Annotated in this window: 18 protein-coding genes; 12 read left to right on the top strand and 6 right to left on the bottom strand. The window is 71.0% G+C overall.

The features are described 5' to 3' along the window. Positions 1–426: 426 nt before the first annotated feature. On the bottom strand, positions 427–1,767 hold the full coding sequence (locus ACTOQ1_RS09035) for an APC family permease (RefSeq protein WP_440065800.1): 1,341 nt from the start codon (positions 1,765–1,767) through the stop codon (positions 427–429). 133 nt (positions 1,768–1,900) lie between these two features. Between ACTOQ1_RS09035 and ACTOQ1_RS09030 the strand changes: the two genes are divergently transcribed. Then, positions 1,901–2,299, top strand: coding sequence for a hypothetical protein (locus tag ACTOQ1_RS09030; protein ID WP_440065799.1), 399 nt, complete (start codon positions 1,901–1,903; stop codon positions 2,297–2,299). A 301-nt stretch (positions 2,300–2,600) separates the two neighbouring features. Here ACTOQ1_RS09030 and ACTOQ1_RS09025 read toward each other — a convergent pair whose 3' ends face one another. Beyond that, complete coding sequence (locus ACTOQ1_RS09025) at positions 2,601–3,785, bottom strand: glycosyltransferase family 4 protein (RefSeq protein WP_440065798.1); 1,185 nt, start codon at positions 3,783–3,785, stop codon at positions 2,601–2,603. Between the two features lie 72 nt (positions 3,786–3,857). On the opposite strand from ACTOQ1_RS09025, the gene ACTOQ1_RS09020 reads away from it, so the two are divergent. The 3 genes from ACTOQ1_RS09020 to ACTOQ1_RS09010 are packed head-to-tail and all read left to right on the top strand — an operon-like array spanning position 3,858 to position 9,220. Then, complete coding sequence (locus ACTOQ1_RS09020; protein ID WP_440065797.1) at positions 3,858–4,679, top strand: PIG-L deacetylase family protein; 822 nt, start codon at positions 3,858–3,860, stop codon at positions 4,677–4,679. 54 nt (positions 4,680–4,733) lie between these two features. Further along, entirely contained in the window at positions 4,734–5,795 is a 1,062-nt protein-coding gene (locus ACTOQ1_RS09015; protein ID WP_440065796.1) for a lysylphosphatidylglycerol synthase transmembrane domain-containing protein, read from the top strand. 53 nt (positions 5,796–5,848) lie between these two features. Continuing rightward, a complete protein-coding gene (locus tag ACTOQ1_RS09010) occupies positions 5,849–9,220 on the top strand; it encodes a BTAD domain-containing putative transcriptional regulator (RefSeq protein ID WP_440065795.1) in 3,372 nt (1,123 codons plus the stop codon). A 187-nt stretch (positions 9,221–9,407) separates the two neighbouring features. Here ACTOQ1_RS09010 and ACTOQ1_RS09005 read toward each other — a convergent pair whose 3' ends face one another. Further along, positions 9,408–10,001, bottom strand: coding sequence for a hypothetical protein (locus ACTOQ1_RS09005; RefSeq protein WP_440065794.1), 594 nt, complete (start codon positions 9,999–10,001; stop codon positions 9,408–9,410). 159 nt (positions 10,002–10,160) lie between these two features. On the opposite strand from ACTOQ1_RS09005, the gene ACTOQ1_RS09000 reads away from it, so the two are divergent. The 7 genes from ACTOQ1_RS09000 to ACTOQ1_RS08970 all read left to right on the top strand — a co-directional run bounded on the left by ACTOQ1_RS09000 (position 10,161) and on the right by ACTOQ1_RS08970 (position 17,877). Beyond that, positions 10,161–10,703 (top strand): DedA family protein, encoded by a 543-nt coding sequence (locus ACTOQ1_RS09000; protein ID WP_440065793.1) that lies wholly within the window; start codon positions 10,161–10,163, stop codon positions 10,701–10,703. Between the two features lie 204 nt (positions 10,704–10,907). Next, complete coding sequence (locus ACTOQ1_RS08995; RefSeq protein WP_440065792.1) at positions 10,908–11,933, top strand: serine hydrolase; 1,026 nt, start codon at positions 10,908–10,910, stop codon at positions 11,931–11,933. A 224-nt stretch (positions 11,934–12,157) separates the two neighbouring features. Next, positions 12,158–12,805, top strand: coding sequence for a GntR family transcriptional regulator (locus ACTOQ1_RS08990; RefSeq protein ID WP_440065791.1), 648 nt, complete (start codon positions 12,158–12,160; stop codon positions 12,803–12,805). 240 nt (positions 12,806–13,045) lie between these two features. Then, positions 13,046–13,726 (top strand): cysteine hydrolase family protein, encoded by a 681-nt coding sequence (locus tag ACTOQ1_RS08985; protein WP_440065790.1) that lies wholly within the window; start codon positions 13,046–13,048, stop codon positions 13,724–13,726. Between the two features lie 3 nt (positions 13,727–13,729). Continuing rightward, positions 13,730–15,346 (top strand): hypothetical protein, encoded by a 1,617-nt coding sequence (locus tag ACTOQ1_RS08980; RefSeq protein ID WP_440065789.1) that lies wholly within the window; start codon positions 13,730–13,732, stop codon positions 15,344–15,346. Between the two features lie 129 nt (positions 15,347–15,475). Beyond that, entirely contained in the window at positions 15,476–17,353 is a 1,878-nt protein-coding gene (atzF, locus tag ACTOQ1_RS08975; RefSeq protein WP_440065788.1) for an allophanate hydrolase, read from the top strand. A 122-nt stretch (positions 17,354–17,475) separates the two neighbouring features. Further along, on the top strand, positions 17,476–17,877 hold the full coding sequence (locus ACTOQ1_RS08970) for a RidA family protein (protein WP_440065787.1): 402 nt from the start codon (positions 17,476–17,478) through the stop codon (positions 17,875–17,877). Positions 17,878–18,061: 184 nt separating this feature from the next. Here ACTOQ1_RS08970 and ACTOQ1_RS08965 read toward each other — a convergent pair whose 3' ends face one another. Beyond that, entirely contained in the window at positions 18,062–19,399 is a 1,338-nt protein-coding gene (locus ACTOQ1_RS08965; protein ID WP_440065786.1) for a hypothetical protein, read from the bottom strand. A 225-nt stretch (positions 19,400–19,624) separates the two neighbouring features. On the opposite strand from ACTOQ1_RS08965, the gene ACTOQ1_RS08960 reads away from it, so the two are divergent. Further along, on the top strand, positions 19,625–20,503 hold the full coding sequence (locus ACTOQ1_RS08960) for a phospholipase (protein WP_440065785.1): 879 nt from the start codon (positions 19,625–19,627) through the stop codon (positions 20,501–20,503). Positions 20,504–20,521: 18 nt separating this feature from the next. On the opposite strand, the gene ACTOQ1_RS08955 is transcribed toward ACTOQ1_RS08960, so the two are convergent. Both ACTOQ1_RS08955 and ACTOQ1_RS08950 read right to left on the bottom strand, forming a co-directional pair. After that, a complete protein-coding gene (locus ACTOQ1_RS08955; protein ID WP_440065784.1) occupies positions 20,522–21,478 on the bottom strand; it encodes a TrmH family RNA methyltransferase in 957 nt (318 codons plus the stop codon). After that, positions 21,471–22,244, bottom strand: coding sequence for a DUF4184 family protein (locus ACTOQ1_RS08950; protein WP_440065783.1), 774 nt, complete (start codon positions 22,242–22,244; stop codon positions 21,471–21,473). Before ACTOQ1_RS08950 ends, ACTOQ1_RS08955 begins: the two co-directional genes overlap by 8 nt. Between the last annotated feature and the right edge of the window lie 150 nt (positions 22,245–22,394).

Here is a 22,394-nt window from a genome sequence, read left to right as displayed (position 1 = left end):
TCCTGCGGCTGATCTCGTCTACCGATCTCGTCTCCGAGGTCGCGGCCCGGCCGCCTCGCGCGGCGCCGAGGTCGCGGACTTGGAACACACGGTGTCCCTGCCGGAAACATGAGCCGCTTACTGTGCGGACATGGCGGGCTATTACTCCCAAACGCTACGACAGAGCCCTCGACGACATGACCGGGACGACAGAGGGCAGATCTCCGCCCTGGACGCCGCCCGGATCCGCGCGCTCACGTGACCCCTAGAACCCCTGACCCCACCCCAGACCTGCACGCGCTTGGTAAAAAATCCGTGAAAAAGTCGGTCAGGTGACGTAGTCTCTCTCAAACTCCAACAAAGAGGGAGTATCACATGAAAAAGGTTCTTATCCTCCAAAAGCCCCGGCCGCCCCGGAAACCCGTCGCCCTGGACCTCCGTACGCCCTCAGGACGAGCGCTGCCCTTCTGAGAGGAACAGCCGGTTGACGAACCAGAGGGCCACTCCGATCACGAGCAGCACTCCCGCGCGGACGTAGACGTCCACGCCCCTGCCGGTGACCGGAAGCACCAGGACGAAACAGACCACCGCCCCCAGGACCGGCATCCAGCTCGGCGCCCGGAAGTGATCATGGTCCACCCGGTCCCCGCGGAGAAGCAGCACGGCCACGTTGACCAGCGTGAAGACGCACAACAACAACAGCACCGTGGTGTCGGCCAGGCCGCCCACGTCGCCGGTGGCGACCAGCACCGCCGCGACACCCACGGTGAAGACGATGGCCACCCACGGGGTGGACCTCGTCGGATGGACCGCCGCGAAGACCCGCGGCACGATCCCCTCACGCGCCATGCCGTAGACCAGGCGCGAGGCCATGAGCATGTTGATCAGCGCGGTGTTGCCCACCGCGAGCAGCGCGATCAGGGCGAACAGCTTGGGCGGGAACGCCAGCCCGGCGACCTTGACGACCTCGAGCAGCGGGCCTGACGAGTCCGTCAGCGTCTTGGTGTCGACCAGCATGGTCGCCGTGAACGCGACCCCCATGTAGATGATCGCCGCGATGGTCAGGCCACCGAAGAGCGCGCGAGGGAAGTCTCGCTGCGGCTCCTTGGCCTCCTCGGCGAGGTTGACCGAGTCCTCGAAGCCGAGCAGGGCGTAGAAGGCGAGAGCCGTACCTCCCAGGACGCCGAGGAAGGCGCCGTTGGCCGGGTGGAACTCCAGGGCCCGCCCCGGGTCGCCGTCACCGGACACCAGGGCGAAGATCCCGATCGCGATGATGACCAGCAGGCCGAACGCCTCGATGATCGTCAGCACCACGTTGACCTTGATGGACTCGGAGATCCCGGCGAAGTTCACCAGCGTGATCAGGCCGAGGAAGATGAACGCGCCGACGACGACCGGCAGCGTGACGAACTCCCCCAGATAGTCGCCGCCGAAGGCCCGCGCGGCCGCACTCGCCGAGGTGATCCCGCTCATCAGCACCGCGAACGCCACGATAAAAGTGACAAAGGGAATATTGAACGCTTTGTTCGCATAAAGCGCGGCACCGGCTGCTTGAGGATATTTACCGACAAGTTCGGCATAGGCGGTCGCCGTCAGCGCGGCCAGCACGAAAGCCACGAGGAAGGGCGCCCACAGCGCCCCGCCGACGTGTCCGGCGACCTTCCCGACCAGGGCGTAGATGCCCGCGCCGAGGATGTCGCCCACCACGAACAGAAGGAGCACCTTGCGCCCGATGACCCGCTTGAGCGAGTGCTGACCGGAACCGGGATCGACGATCGCCTCAGCCATACCCCGCCCTTACCCATCGCGGGGGCGAAATCACGTCAGGTCACACGAGTCACTGTTGTAAGCGTCATGAAAGTGATCCGCAAGGAACCCTGCCTACAGTTCCAACTGTCACGAAATGCAATGAAAGGCAGAAATGTTCCGCGCCCTCTCTTCCCGCCGCCTCGCCGTCGCCGCCGCCGCGGGAATCGCTCTCATATCGATGACCGCCGCCTGTGGCGCGTCGTCCGCCAACAGCGCGGTCTGCACCGAGGCCGCGTGGTCGAAGCCCTTCGCGGACTTCACCACCGCCGCCACGTCGAGCGCCGGTGACCTCAACAAGTACAACGACGCCACCGCCAAGCTCGCCGCCGACCTCAAGGCACTGGCGGGCACGGCCGACGGCGAGGTGGCCACCGCCCTCAACGACTTCGCCGCGTCCTTCGAGTCGGTCAAGATCGACCCGAACGACCCGGCCGCGGCCGCCACGGCCGCGGGATCGCTGGCGACGAAGGCCCAGGAGGCGAGCACCAAGCTCGCCGCGGCCTGCGCCTAGGGGCCCGCTCCTGGACGAACCCGTCAACCGGACTCGTGCCTCCTGGTGACAGGAGGCACTCCGGGTACGGCCGCCGCCCCGCCTGCGGGGGGCAGTGCGGTGCGGCGGCCGTACCGACCATCTCCACCGGGTTCCACCGGGTTCCACCGGGTTCCATCGGGTTCCATCGGGTTCCATCGAGGCCCCTGCCACCGCGCGGCAGGGGCCTCGCACGTTTCCCCGCCTCAGTCCCGCCCCCCGGCCCCGCCCCCCGGCCCGGCCCACGCGACCGCCGGCCCTCGCCCGCGCGAGGCGGGGCACGTCAGGTCCTGGCGGCGCGGGCCTGCTCGTAGCAGCGCCCGAAGCCTTCGAGCACCGCGGGCCAGGAGCTGCGGACGGGTTCGGTCTCCCGGTTGTTCGCCGCGATCGACTCGCGCAGCTCGCGGTCGCGGACCAGCCTGGCCACCGACGCGACCAGGTCGTCGAAGCTCCTCCCGAGCAGCCCTTCCTTGCCGGGCCGTACGAAGTCGGCCACCCCGCTCTGCGCGCGCGCCACCACCGGCACCCCCGCGGCCCTGGCCTCCAGCGCCGCCAGCCCGAAGGACTCGCGGGGCGCGGGGGCGACGAACACGTCCGTCGAGGCGAGCAGCTCCCGGATCTGGTCGCGGCTGTAGCGGCCGGGGAGCGAGACCCAGCCGGTCATGCCGTTGGCCCTCAGATAGCGCTCCATCTGCGACCGGGCCGGGCCGTCCCCGACGACGGTCGCCCGCATCGGCGTCTCCCCCGGCACCTGGGCACGGGCCTCCCGCAGGAGCTTCAGCAACCGGACCGGCTGCTTGCGGGGCGCGAGCCGCCCCACCGCGACGACGTGCACCGGCTCGGGCCGTACCGGACCGCCCTCCGGCTCGGGCCGCGAGGGATCCCCGCCCGCCTCGGGGCGTACGTGATCGGCGGGAGGCGGCGAAGGAGGCGCGGGAAGGGACGCGGAGCGCCAGCCCGAGACGTCCAGGCCGTTGGAGACCACGTGCACCGGCACGCCGGGCCCGGCCACCGCGCGGATCGGCAGCGCGGCGGCCTCGCTCACCGCGGTGCCCACCAGCCCCCAGCGGTGCCACCCGAACAGCAGCCGCAGTCCCCGGTAGACCGCCCGCGTGACCGGGTCCCACATGCTGTGCACGGTGACGACCACGGGCAGGCCCGCGCGGGTCGCCGCCCGCACGCCCATCCAGGCGAACGGCGAGACCGCGCCCGTGTGCACGTGCACCACGTCGGGTCGCCGCGCTCTCACCAGACGGAGCAGGTGTCCCGTCCCGAAGGGATGGACCGGCAGGTCGAAGGGGAGTCTCGCGACGATCCTGTGCACCCCGGGAAGGCTCTCCCCCGGGGTGGCGGTCGCCACCTCGACCTGGTGACCCGCCTCCCGCTGCATCCGGATCAGATCGGCGACCTGCACCTCGATCCCGCCGAGACGCGGCAGATAACAGTCACTGATGTGGAGGATCCTCACCGTGCCAGCGTAGACCCGCGTGAGATCATGCCTGCGTGCCCCGCGTGGGCGCGCCCGAGTCGCGCGAACGGAGTGAGCCTGATCAGCAGCGTCAAGACAGCAGTGTTCTTTCATGCCCATCCCGACGACGAGGCCCTGCTCACCGCGGGCACCATGGCGATGCTCGCCGCCGAGGGCCACCGGGTGGTGCTCGTCGTGGCGACCTCCGGAGAGCGGGGCCAGGCCGACCTCGAACCCGGTGAGGCGCTGGGCGCCGCCCGCATGGCCGAGCTGTACAAATCGGCGGCGGCACTCGGCTGCGCCCGCGTGGTGAACCTCGGCTACGGCGACTCCGGGCTCGCGCCCGGCGGCGGGGTCGCCGACGACCGGCCCGACGACGCCTTCATCGACGCCGACGTCGAGGAGGCCGCCCGGCGGCTGGCCGCCATCCTCACCGAGGAGAAGGCCGACCTGCTGACGACCTACGACCCGGCGGGCGGCTACGGCCACCCCGACCACGTCCAGGTGCACCGGGTCGGCGGCCGGGCGGCCGAGATCGCGAAGACCCCGATCGTGCTGGAGGCCACCGTCAACCGCGACCCCCTGCTGCGGGGGCTGCGGCTCGCCAGGAGGTTCTACCCGCAGCTCGACATCCGGGCCTTCGAGCGGGCGTACTCCCCCGGCGAGGTGATCACCCACCGGGTCGCCGTGCGGCGCTTCGCCCGCCAGAAGCGGGCGAGCATGGCCGCCCACGCCTCCCAGGCCACCGGCGCCGACACCCGCACGCTCGGGGTGATGCTCAAGATCCCCCGGCCTCTGTACCGTCTCGTCTTCGGCACCGAGTGGTACGTCCGCCGGGACGCCCCCCTGGGCTCCCGGCTGAGGCACCCCTTCGAAGTTCCTCCGAAAGGATGAGAACGGGACCGGCAGACTTGACCGGGGGTGCCGGATGAAGAGCGGGCGGGTCACATGAAGAGCAGATTGCTCCAGGTCGGGCTGTCGGTCGTGTCGCTGGCACTCGCCGCCACGCTCGTGTTCTTCATGCCCCAGGTCGTGGCGGCCCTGACGGGCAAGCACGTCTCCTGGGCGCAGATCGGCGCGCAGTTCGCCTCGCTGGGGCCCCGGGAGGTCGCGCTGATGGCCGCCGTCTGGCTGCTCAGCCTCCTCGCCTACACCTTCGTGCTGACCGCCTCCCTTCCCGGGCTGACCCACCTGCAGGCCCTGACGCTGAACGCGAGCGGCAGCGCGGTGAGCAACCTGCTCCCCTTCGGCGGCGCGGCCGGGGTGGCGATGACGTTCGCGATGACCAGGGGGTGGGGTTTTCCCACCCGGCCGGTGCTGGTCTCCACGCTGACCACCGGCATCTGGAACACCCTGTTCCGCTTCCTGCTGCCGGCGGCGGGCATCGTGGCCCTGCTGTTCAGCGGGCAGCCGCTCAGCCCCTCGGTGACCAGGGCGGGCTGGGTCGGCGTGCTGTCCATCCTGGCGCTGGTCGCCGTGGTGACCGTCGCCCTCTACTGGGACCGCGCCGCGAACGTGCTGGGCCGCGGCCTCGACGCCCTGACCCGGCTGCTCCCCGGCCGGATCCGTCCCGGCGAGCACGCCGCCTCCGGGGCGCTGACCAAGCTGCGGGCCGACACCTCCGAGATCGTGCGGAGCCGCTGGGCCGGGCTGACACTGGGCATGGTCTTCTTCCTCGGCTTCCAGTGGCTGATCCTCGTCGTCTGCCTGCACGCGACCGGCGCCTACCCCGGCCTGGCGCAGTCGATCGCCGCCTTCGCCCTGTCCAGGGTCTTGACCACCGCTTTGGTGACTCCCAGCGGTACCGGAATAATGGAGGCCGGAACCATCGGCGCGCTGGTCTTCTTCGGCGCTCCGCTGGACTCCGCCACCGCCGCCGCCCTGCTTTTCGGGTTCTGGACCTACACTGTCGAAATCCCCTTCGGCGGGCTGGCGCTGGGGGTGTGGACGTTCCTGCGCAGGCGTGAGAACGCCACTCCGGCCCCTGAAAAGGAGTCGATCAGCCGCTAGATTGGGAAATACCTTGTATGCGATTGGAAGGCCCACATAGCGTGGCGGCTGACATGGTGGCTTTCCGAGTTCTCGGCCCGGTCGAGGCGTATTCCGGTGAGGACGAGCTCGACCTGGGCGGGCTTCGTCAACGTGCGGTCCTGGCACGCCTGCTCGTCGCGCGCGGGCAGGTCGTTCCCGTCGACTCCCTGCTGTACGACCTGTGGGACGACGACGCGGCCAAGGGCGCCCAGTCGGGTCTTCAGGTCTACATCTCCCGGCTGCGCAGGGTGCTGGAGCCGGGCCGTCCGCGCGGGGGCCCCAACCGGCTGCTGGTGACCGTGGCCTCCGGCTACGCGCTGCGCGCCGCTCCCGACCAGGTCGACGCGCTCCGCTTCGAGACGCTGGTCCGCACCGCCGGAGAGCACCTGGAGGGCGACGACCCCGCCTCCGCGCGGGCCCGCCTGGAGAAGGCCCTGGGCCTGTGGCGCGGCACCCCGTACTCCGACTTCGCCGACCAGCCGTGGGCCGAGGCCGAGGTCAACCGGCTCACCGAGCTGCGCCTGGTGGCCCGCGAGCGGCACGCCGACAGCGGCCTGCGGATGGGCCTGCCCGCCGAGTCGGTGCCCGACCTGGAGGCGCTGACCACCGAGCACCCGCTCCGCGAGGAGGGCTGGCGGCTGCTCGCCCTGGGCCTGTACCGCTGCGGGCGGCAGGGCGACGCGCTGGCGGCGCTGCGCCGGGCGCGCACGATCCTCTCCGACGAGCTGGGCATCGACCCGGGCCCGGCGCTGCGCAAGCTGGAGTCCGACATCCTGTCCCAGGATCCCGGCCTGCAGCTCGCCACCCCGCCGCCGGGCAGGCAGCGCCAGCAGGTGGCCGCGGAGACCTGGCCGCCCAGGCCCACGGTGGCCCAGGTGGAGCTTCCCCCGCTGGAGCCGGAGCCGTTCGTCGGCCGTGACGCCGAGCTGGGCAGGCTGACCACCGCCGCGGCCAGGACCGGCCGGTTCACCGTCGCGATCATCAGCGGCGACGCGGGCGCGGGCAAGACCACCCTGGTCCGCCAGCTCATCAGGCGGCTGTCCGACGACGGTTGGGGCATCTCCTCGGGCGCCTGTCCCGACAGCAGCGCCACGCCTCCCGGCTGGGCGTGGGTGGAGATCCTGCGCACCCTGGTGAACGCGGCAGGGCCCGGCGAGTACGCCTCGCTGCTGGCGCCGCTCCTCGACGACGCGGCCCCCGAGCCCGACGACGACCAGGCCTCCGGCGGGTTCCGGCTGCACCGGGCGGTGGGCGGCTACCTCGCCGCCGTCGCCAAGGAGACGCCGATCCTGCTCACCCTGGAGGACCTGCACTGGGCCGACGACCAGACGCTGGCGCTGCTGCGCGCCCTGCCGAGCCTGCTCGCCACCAGCCGGGTGCTGCTGGTGGTGACCTGCCGCGACAGCGAGCTGAGCGACCAGCAGGCCGACGTGCTGGCCGCGCTGGCCAGGCTCGGTCCCGTCCGGGTCGGCCTCACCGGGCTCGACACCAAGGCGGTGGCCGAGCTGGTCAGGGCGACCTGCGTGCGCGAGGTCGACGAGGACGCGGTCAACAGCATCGTCGAGCGCACCGGCGGCAACCCCTTCTTCGTCCGCGAGACGGTGCGCCTGCTCGACGCCGAGGCGGTGAGCGACCGCGCCACGGCCGCCGAGGTGATCTCCGGCGTGCCCTCCGGCGTCCGCGACGTGCTGCGCAGGCGGATCTCCCGGCTGCCCGCGACCGCCCAGCAGATCCTGCTGCAGGCCGCGGTGATCGGCCGGGACGTCGACGTGGACGTGCTGGTCGACGTCTCGGGCGACGAGGAGGCCGTGGTCGACGCGGTGGAGGCCGCGCTGCTCGCCGGCCTGGTCACCGAGCCGGGCCCCGGCATGCTGCGCTTCGACCACGACCTGGTCCGCGACACCCTGTACTCCGACGCCTCCCGGCTGCGCCGCTCCCGGCTGCACGCCGCGGTGGCCTCGGTGATCGAGCGCAGGAACCCCGGCGACGTGGCCGCGCTGGCCCACCACTACGACTCGGCGGGCACCAGCGAGACCGCCGGCAAGACGGTGCACTACGCCGGGCTCGCCGCCGAGCAGGCCGAGCGGCGCTTCGCCCACCGCGAGGCGGCCACCCTGTGGGAGCAGGCCATCGCCGCCTTCGACAGGTCGGGCATCACCCACACGCCAGACAGCACCAGGGATCGGCTGCTGCTGACCCTGCGGCTGATCAAGGCGCTGGCGCTCTGCGGCGACATGGCCGCGGCCCGCAGGCGGCGGCGCGAGGCGATGGACGCGGCGCTGCCGCTGGGCAACCTGGAGCTCACCGCCCGGGTGGCCGCCTCGCTGGCGGTGCCGCACAAGGGCATGGCCCGCGACTTCACCCGCACCGCCTGGGAGATCGTCGACGTCGCCGAGCAGGCGCTGGTCGAGCTGCCCGCCGGTGAGCAGTCGCTGCGGGCGAGCCTGCTGGCCACGCTCGCGCTGGAGCTGGAGGGGTCGGCCACCCCCCGGGGCGAGCAGGCCTCGCTGGAGGCCGAGGAGCTGGCCCGCCGGTCCGGTGACCCCGCCCTGCTGGCGACCGCGCTGAGCGGGCGGCTGCGCCAGTCGTACGGGATCACTCCGGTGGGCGAGCGCGAGGTCATCGGCAGGGAGCTGCTGGAGGTCGGCAAGACGACCGGGCAGATCTCGGTGCAGGCGCTGGCCCACCTGGTGCTGATGGAGTGCGCGGCCGCCTCGGGCGCGTTCGCCGAGGCCGACGCGCACGTGGCCGCCGCCGAGCGGCTGGCCAGGCAGTACGGCCTGTCCGCGCCGGCCTCGGTGGTCGCCTGGTACGCCGGGCAGCGCCTGATGATCGCCGGTGACTTCGCCGGGGCGGAGCGCGCCTACCGCGAGGCCGCCCGGCTGACCGCCAAGGCCGGGATGCTGGAGGGCCGCCAGGACCTGCCGCTGATCACCACGTTCTGCCTGCACCTGGTGAACGGGCGGGCCGCCGAGATGGTCGAGCCGCTGGCCGAGGCGCACCAGCGCGGGGCCAAGTGGACCCTCGACGCCTACGCGGTGGCCCTCGCCTCGGCGGGTCACCACCGCGACGCGCGGGCCGTGATCGCGGTGAAGACGCCCGTGCGCCCCGACTTCCTCTACGAGCTGGCGATGATCTGGCGGGCCCTGGCGGGCATGCTGCTGGACGACCGGGAGCGGATGATCGAGGCGTACGACACGCTGAAGCCGTTCGCCGACCGGATCGCGGGCGCCGGAACCGGGGTGGTGGCGCTCTGGCCGGTGGCCCTGACCCTGGGCGATCTGGCGCTGCGGCTGGGCTTCGCCGACGCGGTGAAGCCGCACTACGAGAACGCCCTCGCGGTGGCCGAGCGGGTCGGCGTGGGCCGGTGGGTGGAGGCGGCACAGCGCTCCCTCGGCGGCTGACGCCTCCCGGGCCGGCGCCTCCCCGGGCCGGCCTCTCCTGGGGTCGGCTCTTCCCAGGGACAGCGTTTCCCCGGGTCGGCGCTTCTCTGTGTCGGAGCTTCCCTGGGCCGGCGCTTCCCGGGTGGGCGCTTCCCGTGGGGGCGTTTCCCAGAGGCAGAGGCCGGGGAAGAGGCGCGGAGCGGGCGGATCAGCAGCTGACGAGGAACTTCTTGCTGCGCAGCGGGGCGTCGCCGGAGACCGACAGCACGACGCGGTACCAGCCGGGGTTGTTGACGATCCTGGGCTGCCACTCGACGGTCTGGCTCTCGCCGCCGAAGCCGGACCCGGTGCCCAGGTAGGTCTGCCAGCGGCGGGTACCCGGGCTCCAGCGCTCCAGGCGCCAGCCGTAGGAGACGGTGGCCCGGGGGTCCTCGTTGCCGACGACGCTCTGAACCTGGTACAGCCTGTCGCAGGGACCGAGCGCCTCGAGCGCGCTGACGGTGACCGTACCGGGGGCCGTGACCGTACCGGGGGCCGTGCCCGCGGCGGGAACCGCGCCCGCGGCGGAGACCCGCTCCGCGGCGGCCGGGACCCGCTCCGTGGCCGGCATCGACCGCGACGACAGCTCCACCGTCCGCACCGGCGCCTGCGCCGCCGCGCCGGCCGGGATCCGGGCCTGGGTGCCGTGGGTGGCCTCCACCCCCAGGTAGGCTCCGGCAAAGGCGAGGGTGGCGACGAGCAGCTTGACGGCACTCGCGGTTCCACTCGCCACCATCGGCGCCACACTGCTACGCGGACTCATGACAGACACCTTTCTTCGTTACATCCCAGGTGTACGCCACGGCTCTTGCCCTGGAGTTGACGTCCGCTTGCAACCGGGTCGCCGGAAGGGCGCCGGTCTGCCGGTTCAGGTAAGCCTCCCCTAATATCGAGGTAGGCAGGTGGAACGACCGTGGTGGTGATGTTCAGAGTGCGACCTGTTGTGGCGGGCATCCCCGACCCGGCCTCCGCGTCCTTCCTGGGCATGCCCCTGTGGCTCTGGGTGATCGTCGGCGGCCTGGCCCTGTTCGGCGCGTTCCAGGCCTACTACTGGATCGGCCACGTCCTGGGCTCCAGGCTCTACACCTCGCGGCTGGGCGCCAAGATCGGCCAGGAGAACATCACCCGGGTCGAGAACGTCGTCAGGAAGTGGGGCGCGCTCGCCGTCTACGCCTGCTTCTGGGTGCCCGGGCTGCGCCACACGCTGCCCTGGGTGGCCGGGGTGCTGCGGATCTCCTACCCCTGGTACGTCGTGGCCAGCGCGCTCGGCTGCCTGACCTGGGTGCCGGTGACCTCCTTCGGCCTGTACTCGGTGATCTGGGGCTGGCTGGGGCTGGCCGCGCGGTCGCCGCTCCTGGCGGGCCTGGCCGCGCTGGTGGCGGTCGCGGTGGTCGTCGGGTTCGTCCGCTGGCGCCGCCACCGGGCCGCCCGCCGCGAGGCGGAGAGACTGGCCGCCGCGGCCTGAACCGCGGGTCGTGACGGTCGCGCGAGCCCGGACGCCGGGCGAGACACCGGCCGGGCGGGGATCGTGGCGCGAACCCGGATGCGCCGGGTGAGACCGCTCCCGCGATCGTCCCTTCACGTCCGCACACGGCACCGATGTCAACTTTTCCATAGCCAAACCGCCAACTTCCGCATATCAACGGTGACCTCTGTCAGCATGGCTCGCATGCATCACGGGGGAACACGCCTCATAGCCCGCGCCGCGCTGGTCACCGCGGTCACCCTGGCCACCGTGTCTGCGGTGCCCGCTCTGGCCGCGGTGTCCTCGGCACCCGCGCCGCCCGGCAGGTCTCCGGCGCACGTCCCGAGCACCGGGGCCATGGCGTCCGCCCTGGTCACCGCGCCGTCCGCGCCCCGCGCGTCCGTCCTCACCGCCGCGTCCGGCGCGCTCGCCCTCATCTCCGCGCCCGCGGCGGAGCGGCGCGCCGTGCCCTCGGTGCCGGGACGGGCCGCGTACCTGTACGACGCGGGCACGGGAACGGTCCACCTGAGCAGGCAGGCGGGGAAGCGGATGCCGGTGGCCAGCCTGACCAAGGTCATGACGGCGTACGTCGTCCTCAGGGAGGCGAAGCCGGACGACACCGTCACGATCCAGGCGGCGGACGTGCGGCACGCGGCGGCGAACGGCGCGACCCACGCCTCCCTTCGCGCCGGGGAGCGGCTCACCGTCAGGGACCTGCTCTACGCGGTCATGCTCCCCTCGGGGGCGGACGCCTCCCACGCCCTGGCCCGCGTCTACGGTCCCGGCAACGCGAAGTTCGTGGCGAAGATGAACGCCACGGCCCGCTCGATGGGGCTGGTCGACACCCGTTACGCCAATGCCGACGGCCTGCCGAAGCCGGCTCCCGGTCACTCCACCGCCCTGGACCAGGCGAAGCTGGCCGATCTCGCGCTGCGCGACCCGCTGCTGCGGATCATCGCGTCCACCAGGCGCCACGTCGTGGCGAAGTCCAAGGTGCACCGGGCGCACTCCTGGACCAACTCCAACAAGCTGCTCGGCAAGACGCCCGGGGTCATGGGCCTGAAGACCGGCTACACCAGCGCCGCCGGATACTGCCTGTCCTTCGCCGCCGACCGCGACGGCCACCGGCTCGTCGGCGTCATCCTCGGCGAGTCCAACGCCGACCGGCGCTTCCAGAGCGCGACGCGGCTCCTCGACTGGGCGGGCGAGCAGGCTCCGTCCGAGCTGTGAGGACCGAGCCGTGAGGACCGGGCGGTGAGGACCGGGCGGTGAGGACGGCGGGAGCGGGGTGCTCCCGGGTCCGAGGCGTGTTCGGGCATGCCGGGGACACGCCTCGGACACGAACGCGAAGAGCGCGTGAACCGGGCCGCCCCCGGCCGCGCCGCCATCCCGCGCGCGGGAATCCGGCCGAACTCTGAGAGAGTTTGTTCCACACGTCGAGAGGAGTTGGACGGGTGGAACCCGATGGGGAGCTGAAACACCCCAGCCTGGTCGAGCTTTCGATGCGGCGGCTCCGTCACGAGATCCTCTCCGGCGCCCTCGCGCCGGGCGCGCGGCTGATCGAGGAGCAGCTCACCCAGCGGTTCGGCATCAGCCGGGCGCCGCTGCGCGAGGCGCTGCGGTCGCTCGGGCAGCAGGGGCTGGTGGAGCACCTGCCTCGGCGGGGAGCCCGCGTCACCGAGCTGACCAGGGGCGACGTGGACGAGCTGTTCGGGCTGCGCGACGTGCTCGAACGCTACGCGGTCGAGACCGCGCTGCCGCTCTCCGGGGTCCACGACATGACCGCGCTGGCCGAGGCGTTGGAGGGCATGGCGTCGGCGGTGCGGCTGGACGACCCGTTCAGCGAGAACGAGGCGCACCGGCGCTTCCACGTCGCGCTCGTCGCGCTCGCGGGCCACCGCCAGCTGCTGATGGCGTACGAGCCCGTCATCCTGAAGCTACAGCTCTACATGGCCGCGAACCTGCGCAGGGAGGCCGAGCAGCGAGCCCCGTCCGAGGGGGTGGAGCGGCACCGGCGGCTCTTCGAGGCCATCGCCTCCGGCGACCCGGCCACCGCGCTCGACGCCCTGTCCCGGCACGGGGCGCGCACCTACATCGGCTGAACACCTCCGCCGAGGGGCGCGTCCCGGGCCCGGCGACCGGTGTCCGCATCCGCGATCCCGGCCGGAACCCGACCGAGCTCGGCGACCGTCCCGGCCGACGCACGGCCACCGGGGAGGCGCGCCGGGCGGTGCGATCACGCTCCGGTCCGAGCCGCTAACAGAAGCGTAACCGGGCGGGAAAACCACGGACACAATTCTGTCGACAATCGACAAAAGGAGGATCCGAGGAACGGAGTCAACGTGTCCGATCCGCTTCTCGTCGAGGCCGAGCCGTACGCATACGGATTCGATCCGCGACACACAGCGCTGCTGCTCATCGACATGCAACGGGACTTCGTCGAGCCCGGGGGTTTCGGGGAGACCCTGGGCAACGACGTGTCCATGCTGCGGCGGGTCATCCCGCCGCTCCAGGAGGTGCTGGCCGCCACCCGCGCGGCGGGGATGACCGTCATCCACACCCGCGAGGGGCATCTGCCCGACCTGTCCGACTGCCCGCCCGCCAAGCTCGGCCGCGGCGCGCCGTCGCTGCGCATCGGGGACCCCGGCCCCAGGGGACGGATCCTGATCCGCGGCGAGTACGGCCACGACATCATCGACGAGCTGGCCCCCGCCGAGGGCGAGCTGGTCGTCGACAAGCCCGGCAAGGGCTCCTTCCACGCCACCGACCTGGACCGGACCCTGCGGGCGGCGGACATCCGCAGCCTGATCGTCACCGGTGTCACCACCGAGGTGTGCGTGCACACCACCGTCCGCGAGGCGAACGACCGGGGTTACGAGTGCCTGGTCCTGTCCGACTGCGTGGGCTCGTACTTCGCCGAGTTCCAGCGGTACGGGCTCGAAATGATCGCCGCCCAGGGCGGCATCTTCGGCTGGGTCGCCCCCTCCGGCGGCTATCTCAAGGCACTCGAAACACGGAGCTGACCGATGACCACGACAACCGACCCCGTCAAACTCAAGCTCCCCTGGTGGGTCAGCGGGGACACCAACGCCTTCTTCGGCCTCGGCTTCAACGTGATGGTCAACGTGCTGGTGCTGAGCGGCCTCTGCCTCGGGGTCGTCCACCTGCCCGGCTCCGACGTCTTCGGCGTCATCCTCCCGGCGATGGGCATCCAGCTCCTGATCGGCAACGTGTACTACACCTACCTCGCCCGGCGGCTGGCCCGCCGCGAGAACCGCACCGACGTGTGCGCGATGCCGTACGGGCCCAGCGTCCCGCACATGTTCATCGTCGTGTTCGTGATCATGCTGCCGACCTACCTGGCGACCAGGAACCCCCTGCAGGCCTGGGTGGCGGGGCTCGCCTGGTGCTTCATCATCGGCGTCATCGTGCTGATCGGCGCCTTCGTGGGCCCGTACATCCGCCGCTTCACCCCCAGGGCGGCGATGCTCGGCACCCTGGCGGGCATCTCGATCGCCTTCATCTCGATGCGGCCCGCCGCGCAGATGTGGGAGGCGGCCTGGATCGCGCTGCCGGTGCTGGTGATCATCATGGTCGGCTTCTTCACCGACCTGAGGCTGCCGGGCAACATCCCCGTCGGGCTCGCCGCGCTCCTCGCCGGTACCGCGATCGCCTGGATCGGCGGCTACATGAACCCCGCCGACGTGGGCGCCGCCGCCGAGAACATCGCGGTGAGCCTGCCGTCGCTGAACATCGACCGCCTGCTCGAAGGGCTCGGCCAGGTCTCGCCGCTGCTGGCCACCGCCATCCCCCTGGGCATCTACAACTTCACCGAGGGCATGAGCAACGTGGAGAGCGCCGCCGCCGCGGGCGACTCGTACAACCTGCGCTCGGTGCTCCTGGCCGACGGCGCGGGCGCGGTGGTCGGCTCGATGCTGGGCTCGCCGTTCCCGCCCGCCGTCTACATCGGCCACCCGGGGTGGAAGTCCGCGGGCGGCCGTACGAGCTACTCGATGGCGAGCGGCGTCGTGATCGCACTGTTCTGCTTCCTCGGCATGTTCGCGCTGCTCGGCGCGGTGCTGCCGGCGCCCGCGATCGTGCCGATCCTGCTCTACATCGGCCTGCTCATCGGTGCCCAGGCGTTCCAGTCGGTGCCGAAGGCTCACGCGGTGGCCGTGGTGATCGCGATCATTCCCAACATCGCCGCCTGGGCGCAGGGCTACATGGACAACGCGCTCGCCGCCGCGGGGACCAGCGCGCGGGAGGTCGGGTACGACACGATCGCGCGGAGCGGGACGGTCTACGAGGGAACGGCCCTGCTCGGCGGGGGCGCCGTGCTCGCCGGCCTGGTGCTCGGCTCGATCACGGCCTTCATCATCGACCGGTCGTTCCTGTGGGCCGCCGGGTACGCCTTCGCCGGCGCGGCCCTGGCCTTCATCGGCCTGATCCACGGTGAACGGGTCGAGTGGAACGCCAACGGCCAGGTCTCCCTGGGTTACCTCTTCGCGGGGCTGATCCTGCTCGCCTTCATCTTCCTCAAGCCCAGGCCGTCGGAGGAGACGGCGGTCGCCGCCGACGCGCCCGAGCCGGCCGCCGCGAGACCCGTCGCCGCGGGTTCGCCGGCGGCCCCCGCCACCTCGTGAGCGGTGCCCCGCGAACCGGCCGGCACCGGCTCGCGGGGCACGCCGTACGCCGACGACTCTCGCGAACCGGTCCGCGCCCCCGCGCCTCCATGCCGGGCACCGGGAACCACGTACACACAGGAAAGGCACATGCATCCTCCGCCTGATCCGGACAGCACGCCCCACCCCGCCCCGAACAGCACGAACAGCACGCTCCGCCTGGATCTGGAGAGCCTCTCCGGCCTCTACCGCTCCGGGACGGCCCGCCCCTCCGATGTCGCGGGGGAGGTGCTCGCGCGGATCGCGGCGCGGGGTGACGACCACGTGTGGATCACCCTGCGCCCGGCGGCGGACCTGCTCGGCGACGCTGCCGAGCTGGCCCGCCGCTGGCCTGACCCGGACGACCGTCCTCCGCTCTACGGCGTTCCGTTCGCGGTCAAGGACAACGTGGACGTGGCCGGGCTGCCCACCACCGCGGCCTGCCCCGCCTACTCCCACATCCCGGAAAGCGGTGCGCCGCTGGTGGAACGGCTGCTCGCGGCGGGCGCCCTCCTCGTCGGCAAGACCAACCTGGACCAGTTCGCCACCGGCCTGTCGGGCACCCGCAGCCCGTACGGCGCGTGCGAGTCGCCGCTGGTACCGGGCCTGATCTCCGGCGGGTCCAGCTCGGGCTCCGCGGTGGCGGTGGCCTCGGACCTGGTCTCGTTCGCCATCGGCACCGACACGGCCGGTTCCGGCCGGGTGCCCGCCGCGCTCACCGGCACCGTGGGGGTCAAGCCGAGCCGTGGCCTGGTCAGCACGCTCGGCGTGGTGCCCGCGTGCGCGTCGCTGGACTGCCCGAGCGTCTTCACCCGCTCGGCCGCCGACGGTCTCGCCGTCCTGTCCGTCATCGCCGCCTTCGAACCCGCCGACCCCTGGTCACGCGCGCTTCCCGTCCCCGGTCCTGTGCCGCCTTCCGCGTGCTCCCTGCGGATCGGGGTGCCGCGCGAACCGGAGTTCTTCGGCGACACCGCCGCCGAGGCGGCCTTCGCGGAGGCGGCGGAACGGCTCACCGGCCTCGGTCACCGGCTCGTCCCCGTCGACCTCGACCCGTTCCTCGCCGCGGGACGGCTGCTGTACGAGGGACCGTGGCTCGCCGAACGGCTCGCCGCGGTCGGCGACTTCGTGGCCCGCAACCCCGGTGAGGTCCACCCGGTCACCCTGAAGGTGCTGTCCGGCGGCGGCGCGCTCAGCGCGGTGGACGCCTTCGAGGGGCTCTACCGCCTGCGGGCGCTGAACGCGGAGACCCGGCGGGCATGGGCCTCGATGGACGTCCTAGCGGTCCCGACCGTGCCCACCACCTTCACCGTCGCGGAGATGCTCGAAAGCCCGATCGAACGCAACGCGGTCCTCGGCCACTACACCACCTTCACCAACCTCCTCGACCTGGCCGGGATCTCCGTACCGGCCGGAACGACGACCACCGGCCGTCCGCACGGCGTCACCTTCCTGGGACCGGCGGGCTCCGACGAACTCCTCGCCGGTCTCGGCGCCGCCTTCCACGGCCTGACCGGCGGCCCCGCGGTCCCTGTCCCGGACACGCGATCGACGGCCACCTCCGGACCGGGCGTCCGGCCGCCGGCCGTACACGCTCCGGAAGCGCGGGCGGTGCTCGCCGTGGTCGGCGCGCACCGCTCCGGCCAGCCCCTGCACGGCCGGCTCACCTCCCTCGGCGCCACCGGCCTGGGGACCGCCCTGACGGCTCCCCTCTACCGCCTCTACGCCCTGGACGACGGTGACATGCCTCGCCCGGGGCTGGTCCGCTCGACCTCCGGCGGCGTCCAGGTGGAGGTCGAGCTGTACGACCTGAGCGCCTCGGCACTCGGCATCCTGCTGACGCAGACCACCCCGCCCCTCGGCCTCGGCACGATCCGGCTCTCCGACGGACGCGCGGTGCACGGCTTCCTCTGCGAGCCGTACGCCACCGAGCAGGCTCCCGACATCAGCCACCACGGCAACTGGCCGGACTATCTCCTTTCCCTGCCGTAGCCCGGACGATCCGGCCCGCCGGACCGGCGACGGCTCCGGCACGTCCGGGCCCGCGCCCGCCGAGACGCGGGCCCGGGAGACGACCGTGCGCGAACCGGACGGGAGGACCTACGGTTGGCCGTATGACTGAGCGGTTCGCGATCCTGAGCGGTTCCACCTTCGAGGAGCGGATCGGATACGCGCGGGCGGTGGTCGACGGCGACCGGGTGCACGTGTCCGGGACGACCGGCTACGACTACGCGACCATGACGATCTCCGACGACGTGGTCGAGCAGGCCGAGCAGTGCCTGCGCAACATCGAAGAGGCCCTGGCCAGGGCGGGCTGCTCGTTCGCCGACGTCGTCCGGGTGCGGTACATGCTGCCCGACCGCGAGGACTTCGAGCCCTGCTGGCCGGCCCTGCGCCGCCGTTTCGGCGAGATCCGCCCGGCCGCGACGATGCTCGTGTGCGGCCTCGCCGACCCCCGCATGAAGATCGAGATCGAGGTGGACGCGCGCCGCCCCGCGACGCTGGTCATCGACTGACAGTGAGGATGTAGATGAACGCCTCCCCAGCGGCACCAGGCGCATGGTCGTCGGCGGTTCCGTCCAGTCTTTGAAGATCTTCACCAGGAACCGGCCGAAAGGACCGTCGCGAGCCCGGAGGAGTCCCGCCGTCCGGCGTCAACCGCCACGGCAAGGGACACGGGCGCCGTCACCCACAGAGCCGTCACCCACAGACCAGCCGGGCGGGGTCCCGCCACCGTCCCCGGTGATCGCGCCACAGCTGGAAAACCGTCGATCCCCGCCGGTAGATCACCTCAATGGTCTTGTGACCACCTTCCTCGCCGTCCGTGACACTCACGGAATCGACCCCGCCGGTCACCGGGAGCCGCTCGGTAATCCAGGAACCGCTGTCCACGGCGGAGGCAGTAGCCATGATCAGGCCGTTCTTCACCGGTACGAGCAGGCGAATCATCCCAGGGGAGTCGACGGTGACATCGGTGACGACGGCCACCGGGTTGCCTGTCACCGAGCCGGCGGAGATGTCCAATCGCAGCGGCATGGCCTTCCATCCCTTGTGGATGGGAGCCACGGGCCTGGGAGCCCTCTCCAACCGGATCAACCGCTCTCCGGAGCGAAGGACCGCCACGAATCGGCTCTCCCAGCCGATCTGGACCACGGTGATCGCGTCAACCCGCCCGGCACCTTTCCCTATTTCTCCCCGCCAACGCCAGACGAATGGCGTTTTAGTGTCATGGTCCGGGCGCTCCACCAAGGCGATACCGCCCTGCCTGCGCGGTGCGAACGCCAGAAACCGGATCTTCTCGTATGGCCTCATCTGGAGAAAAGAGGCTCTCCCCCCGACGTCCTGAACCGTCAACCCATCGATCTTGACCAGGTCGGGCCCGTTCCACCGGTGGTCGCTGTCACGCCAGCCGAAGACGAGGGCGCGTTTGCTGTGGCCGATCACCTCGATACCGCTGTAGGTGCTGAAAAACGCCGACGCCCCCTGCGGCGCGACCCACTTCCCTTCGATGACGGGATCCAGCCAGCGCCGGTCGCGACGGCCACAGACGGCGACTCCTCCACCTCGCAGTGGGATCACGACGCCCGGCCCGCTGGCGAGATCGAGTAGCGCGACCTCACCGGAGGCGAACAGGCGTACCGAAGCCGGGACGTCCCCGCCCAACAGCACGGCAGCCACCGCCAGGGTCGTCGCACGAAGAGCTATACGCCGGGCGGCGGCCGGCAGAACGATCCGCAGGTTCATCCAGGCGAAAACGCCCTGTTTCGCCTCATCCTCCAGACCAGCCCACATGGTCAGTGGCGTCCCCACCGCGAAGGCGACAAGACCGACGACCGTTCCCGTGCTGTCGCCGTCAAGCCCGACCTGAAGGCACACCAGCCAGGCGACGGCGCAGGCGGCGACGGTGAGGACGGTCGCCAGGATGATCCTGCTGCGCAGGCGCACTGCCACCTCCATGGTGAAGAAGAACCGATCACCCGCCGAAGATGCGACGCGCCAGAGGCAGGCAAGGGTTACTTCATTCTGCAATCCTCTCATCTTTATAAGAAATCCATACTTATCACAAAAAGAGAGTCCTCTTCCTATAAAACCCTTTTGTCATATTCTATCCAATTAATGCCCACGTGTCCTTTTCTGCGATATTCTTACACCGGAGGCACGGGAATTCTGACCGGATGGCGGAAACGTAACAGGAATATCGCGCACGATTGAGATGGCAAGGCGCGGAAGATAAGAAGTAGACGACAAGCGAACGTCCCCATCATGCGCGCCGCCAACACAGTCAACGGAGAAAATATGCCCCATCGCCCTCACCGTGTCCTGCGCACAGCCGGAGCGTTCATCCTTTCCGTTCCCCTCCTTCTGACCGGAACGCATGCCGCGAGCGCGACCACGAAGGCAGGGTCCGAGGACGCTCGAACGCTCCGAACGTCCGACGATCTCGAGGAGGCGACGGACCGCTACCTTTTCGAGTACTCCCTGGACGAGTTCGAGGCCGTGTGGGACGAGAAGCACAACAGCTCGGGAGATGCTCTGAGATGGACGGCGGACGACTGCTCCAAGTCACCTGACGCGCCATCGGGGTACAGATTCGACTACGCCTGCCGACGCCACGATTTCGGTTATCGCAATTACCGAATCCAGCACCGTCTCACCGAGGACAACCGGAAGCGCATCGACGACAACTTCAGGAAGGACATGTATACGATCTGCGATGAGTACAGGGGCTGGGCCGCACAGCAGGAATGCCATAGGCTCGCGGACGTTTACTACTACGCCGTCCGCCGTTTTGGGGCACAGCACCCATCGAAGTGCCGGGCCGGGGGAAACCCCAACCTGTGGAATCCCGCGCTCATCTCGACGGAAAGATCGGCGACTCTGTTCGGCAGGACGTTCGAACTACGTTTTCACTCCGGCGCCAACTGCGCTTGGGGGAAGATATCCAATGGATCCCGCGGGGACTCGGTCTGGGTCGACTGGTCGATCGACGGCGGCGACACCTGGAAGCAACTGAGTGTGACCAGAATCCCCTACGGGGGGCGTCAGGTGTACACAGTCGCGCACAATCATTCCGGTTACACGATGCGTGCCTGCGGTAAAGCCGGAAACCGGCCCGACATCGCATGCACAGGATGGTGGTGAGCGGCGTCATCGATCACCTCACGGCGCCGAGATCGAACCTCGCATGAGGCCGTGACAGGCGATGGCCGCCGCGGCAACCACGTTGAGGGAGTCGACGCCCATGCCCATTGCGGCCGGGCTCATCGGGATGCAGACCGCCTCGTCGGCCTCGCGCAGCCAGCGGGAGGAGAGCCCGTCCCCCTCCGAGCCGAGCAGCAGGGCCACCCGGTCGGCCATAGGAGCCCTATCTATAGGTGTGGCGGACTGGTCGGGAGTGAGGGCCAGCGTCCGGAAGCCCTTTGCGCGCAGTTCGGCCAGGCCGGCGTACCAGTCGGTCATGCGGGCGTACGGGATCGCGAAGACCGCTCCCATGGACACCTTCACCGAGCGCCGGTAAAGAGGGTCGGCGCAGCGCGGCGAGAGGATCACCGCTTCCACCCCCAGGGCGGCCGCGCAGCGGAAGATGGCGCCGACGTTGCCGTGGTCGACGAGGTCTTCGAGGACCAGGACGCGCCGGGGCGGTAAGCCGGTCCGTGCCATGGGCTCGCCGTCCTCGCGGGCGGCACCCGGCGCGGAACCGCGCAGGGAACGTGTCGTGAGTTCGGCGGTCCCGGGATCGGGTCCCGCCTGGGCGAGGTGACTTCCATCGCCGGGAGCGGCCCGGCCGGACAGGAGGTCCTCCACCCCGGGAAGAGGGAGGCGTTCCATGGCGGCGAGGGCGCCTCGGTGGACCTGGAAGCCGGTGACGTCCTCCATGACGGCGTCGTCCACGACGTGGACCCGGTCGCCGAGCGGGCCGAGGAGGTCGGCGAGAGGTTCGGCCCAGCGGGAGGTGAGGAGGACGGAGCGCACGGGGTAGCCCGCCGCGACGGCGCGGCGGATGACCTTCTCCCCCTCGGCGATGAAGAGGCCGTGCTCGGCCTCCATGCTCTTGCGCAGCTCGACGTCGCGCAGGTTGGCGTAGTCGGCCAGGTGGGGGTCGATGGCTTCAGGCACCCTCGAATACTGCCATGACCCGCCTGAGCTGCCATATCAGCGCGTAGACGAGCAGCATCGCGGAGCAGCCGACGACCACCCCCGCGCCCAGCCTCGTCACGAGCTCGGCAGTGGTGCCCGAGGGGAAGGCCACCGACCAGGCAACCGCGCCCAGCGGGATCGACACGGCGGTGGCCAGGAGCACGGCCGCCCGCTCGCCCGCGGGCAGGAGCAGCCGCTCGGGCACCGGCCGCGGCTCCATCCCGGCCAGCCCGCGCCAGGCCCACCAGAGGACGACCGCCAGGCCGATCACGGTGGAGGTGTACTGCAGCAGGCGGAACAGGGAGATCACTCCCGCCACCCGGGTGTCCAGCCAGCTCCAGCCCCACAGGGCCGAGCTGTACGAGTGGGTGAAGGAGTCCCAGAGCTTGTGGGTGAGGGCGCCCACGACGCCTCCGGCGATCACGGCGGGCAGCCGCCGCAGCCCGTACATGCCGGGGGTCAGCGAGGCGGCGCGCCCGGCGAGGGTGGGGGGCAGGAGCGCGGTCAGCGGGTCGCGGAGCACCAGGTGGAAGACGGCGAGCAGCACGACGACGGCGAACGGGTCGATCGTGAGGACGCCCCTGAGGGAGTGCCAGATCATGTAGTCGGGCAGGAACGGGAAGAAGATCGGCAGGTCGGGCACCATCGCCCCCAGCGCGAGGGCCCAGGGGTCGAGGAACCGGCGTACTCGCTCCGAGGAGATCATCGGCAGCACGGCTGCGACGTGACTGGGCGTGAACGGCACGGGTTTCCCTCCGACGATCCGCTGAACAGGTCCATCTTGCGACACGGCCGCCTCGTGGGAACACGCCGCTGTCACCGCGTGGAGCTTTGCCGCTTTCCCCCCTTCCACACTCCGTGACATATAGATTACCGAGCGCTGTCGAGCGGTATC

This window comes from Streptosporangium sp. OZ121 (assembly GCF_051918885.1).
Lineage (GTDB): Bacteria > Actinomycetota > Actinomycetes > Streptosporangiales > Streptosporangiaceae > Streptosporangium.
The sequence above is the reverse complement of the archived record's forward strand: the minus strand, read 5'-3'. Positions and strand labels throughout refer to the sequence as shown.

Bases quoted from the DNA above. Each gene is read 5' to 3' on its own strand.
- ACTOQ1_RS09010 (WP_440065795.1), top strand. From the start codon at position 5,849: ATGGTGGCTTTCCGAGTTCTCGGCCCGGTCGAGGCGTATTCCGGTGAG.
- atzF (WP_440065788.1), top strand. From the start codon at position 15,476: ATGCATCCTCCGCCTGATCCGGACAGCACGCCCCACCCCGCCCCGAAC.
- ACTOQ1_RS08965 (WP_440065786.1), bottom strand. From the start codon at position 19,399: ATGAGAGGATTGCAGAATGAAGTAACCCTTGCCTGCCTCTGGCGCGTC.
- ACTOQ1_RS09000 (WP_440065793.1), top strand. From the start codon at position 10,161: ATGTTCAGAGTGCGACCTGTTGTGGCGGGCATCCCCGACCCGGCCTCC.
- ACTOQ1_RS09005 (WP_440065794.1), bottom strand. From the start codon at position 10,001: ATGAGTCCGCGTAGCAGTGTGGCGCCGATGGTGGCGAGTGGAACCGCG.
- ACTOQ1_RS09035 (WP_440065800.1), bottom strand. From the start codon at position 1,767: ATGGCTGAGGCGATCGTCGATCCCGGTTCCGGTCAGCACTCGCTCAAG.
- ACTOQ1_RS08995 (WP_440065792.1), top strand. From the start codon at position 10,908: ATGCATCACGGGGGAACACGCCTCATAGCCCGCGCCGCGCTGGTCACC.
- ACTOQ1_RS09030 (WP_440065799.1), top strand. From the start codon at position 1,901: ATGTTCCGCGCCCTCTCTTCCCGCCGCCTCGCCGTCGCCGCCGCCGCG.
- ACTOQ1_RS08980 (WP_440065789.1), top strand. From the start codon at position 13,730: ATGACCACGACAACCGACCCCGTCAAACTCAAGCTCCCCTGGTGGGTC.
- ACTOQ1_RS09015 (WP_440065796.1), top strand. From the start codon at position 4,734: ATGAAGAGCAGATTGCTCCAGGTCGGGCTGTCGGTCGTGTCGCTGGCA.
- ACTOQ1_RS08960 (WP_440065785.1), top strand. From the start codon at position 19,625: ATGCGCGCCGCCAACACAGTCAACGGAGAAAATATGCCCCATCGCCCT.
- ACTOQ1_RS08970 (WP_440065787.1), top strand. From the start codon at position 17,476: ATGACTGAGCGGTTCGCGATCCTGAGCGGTTCCACCTTCGAGGAGCGG.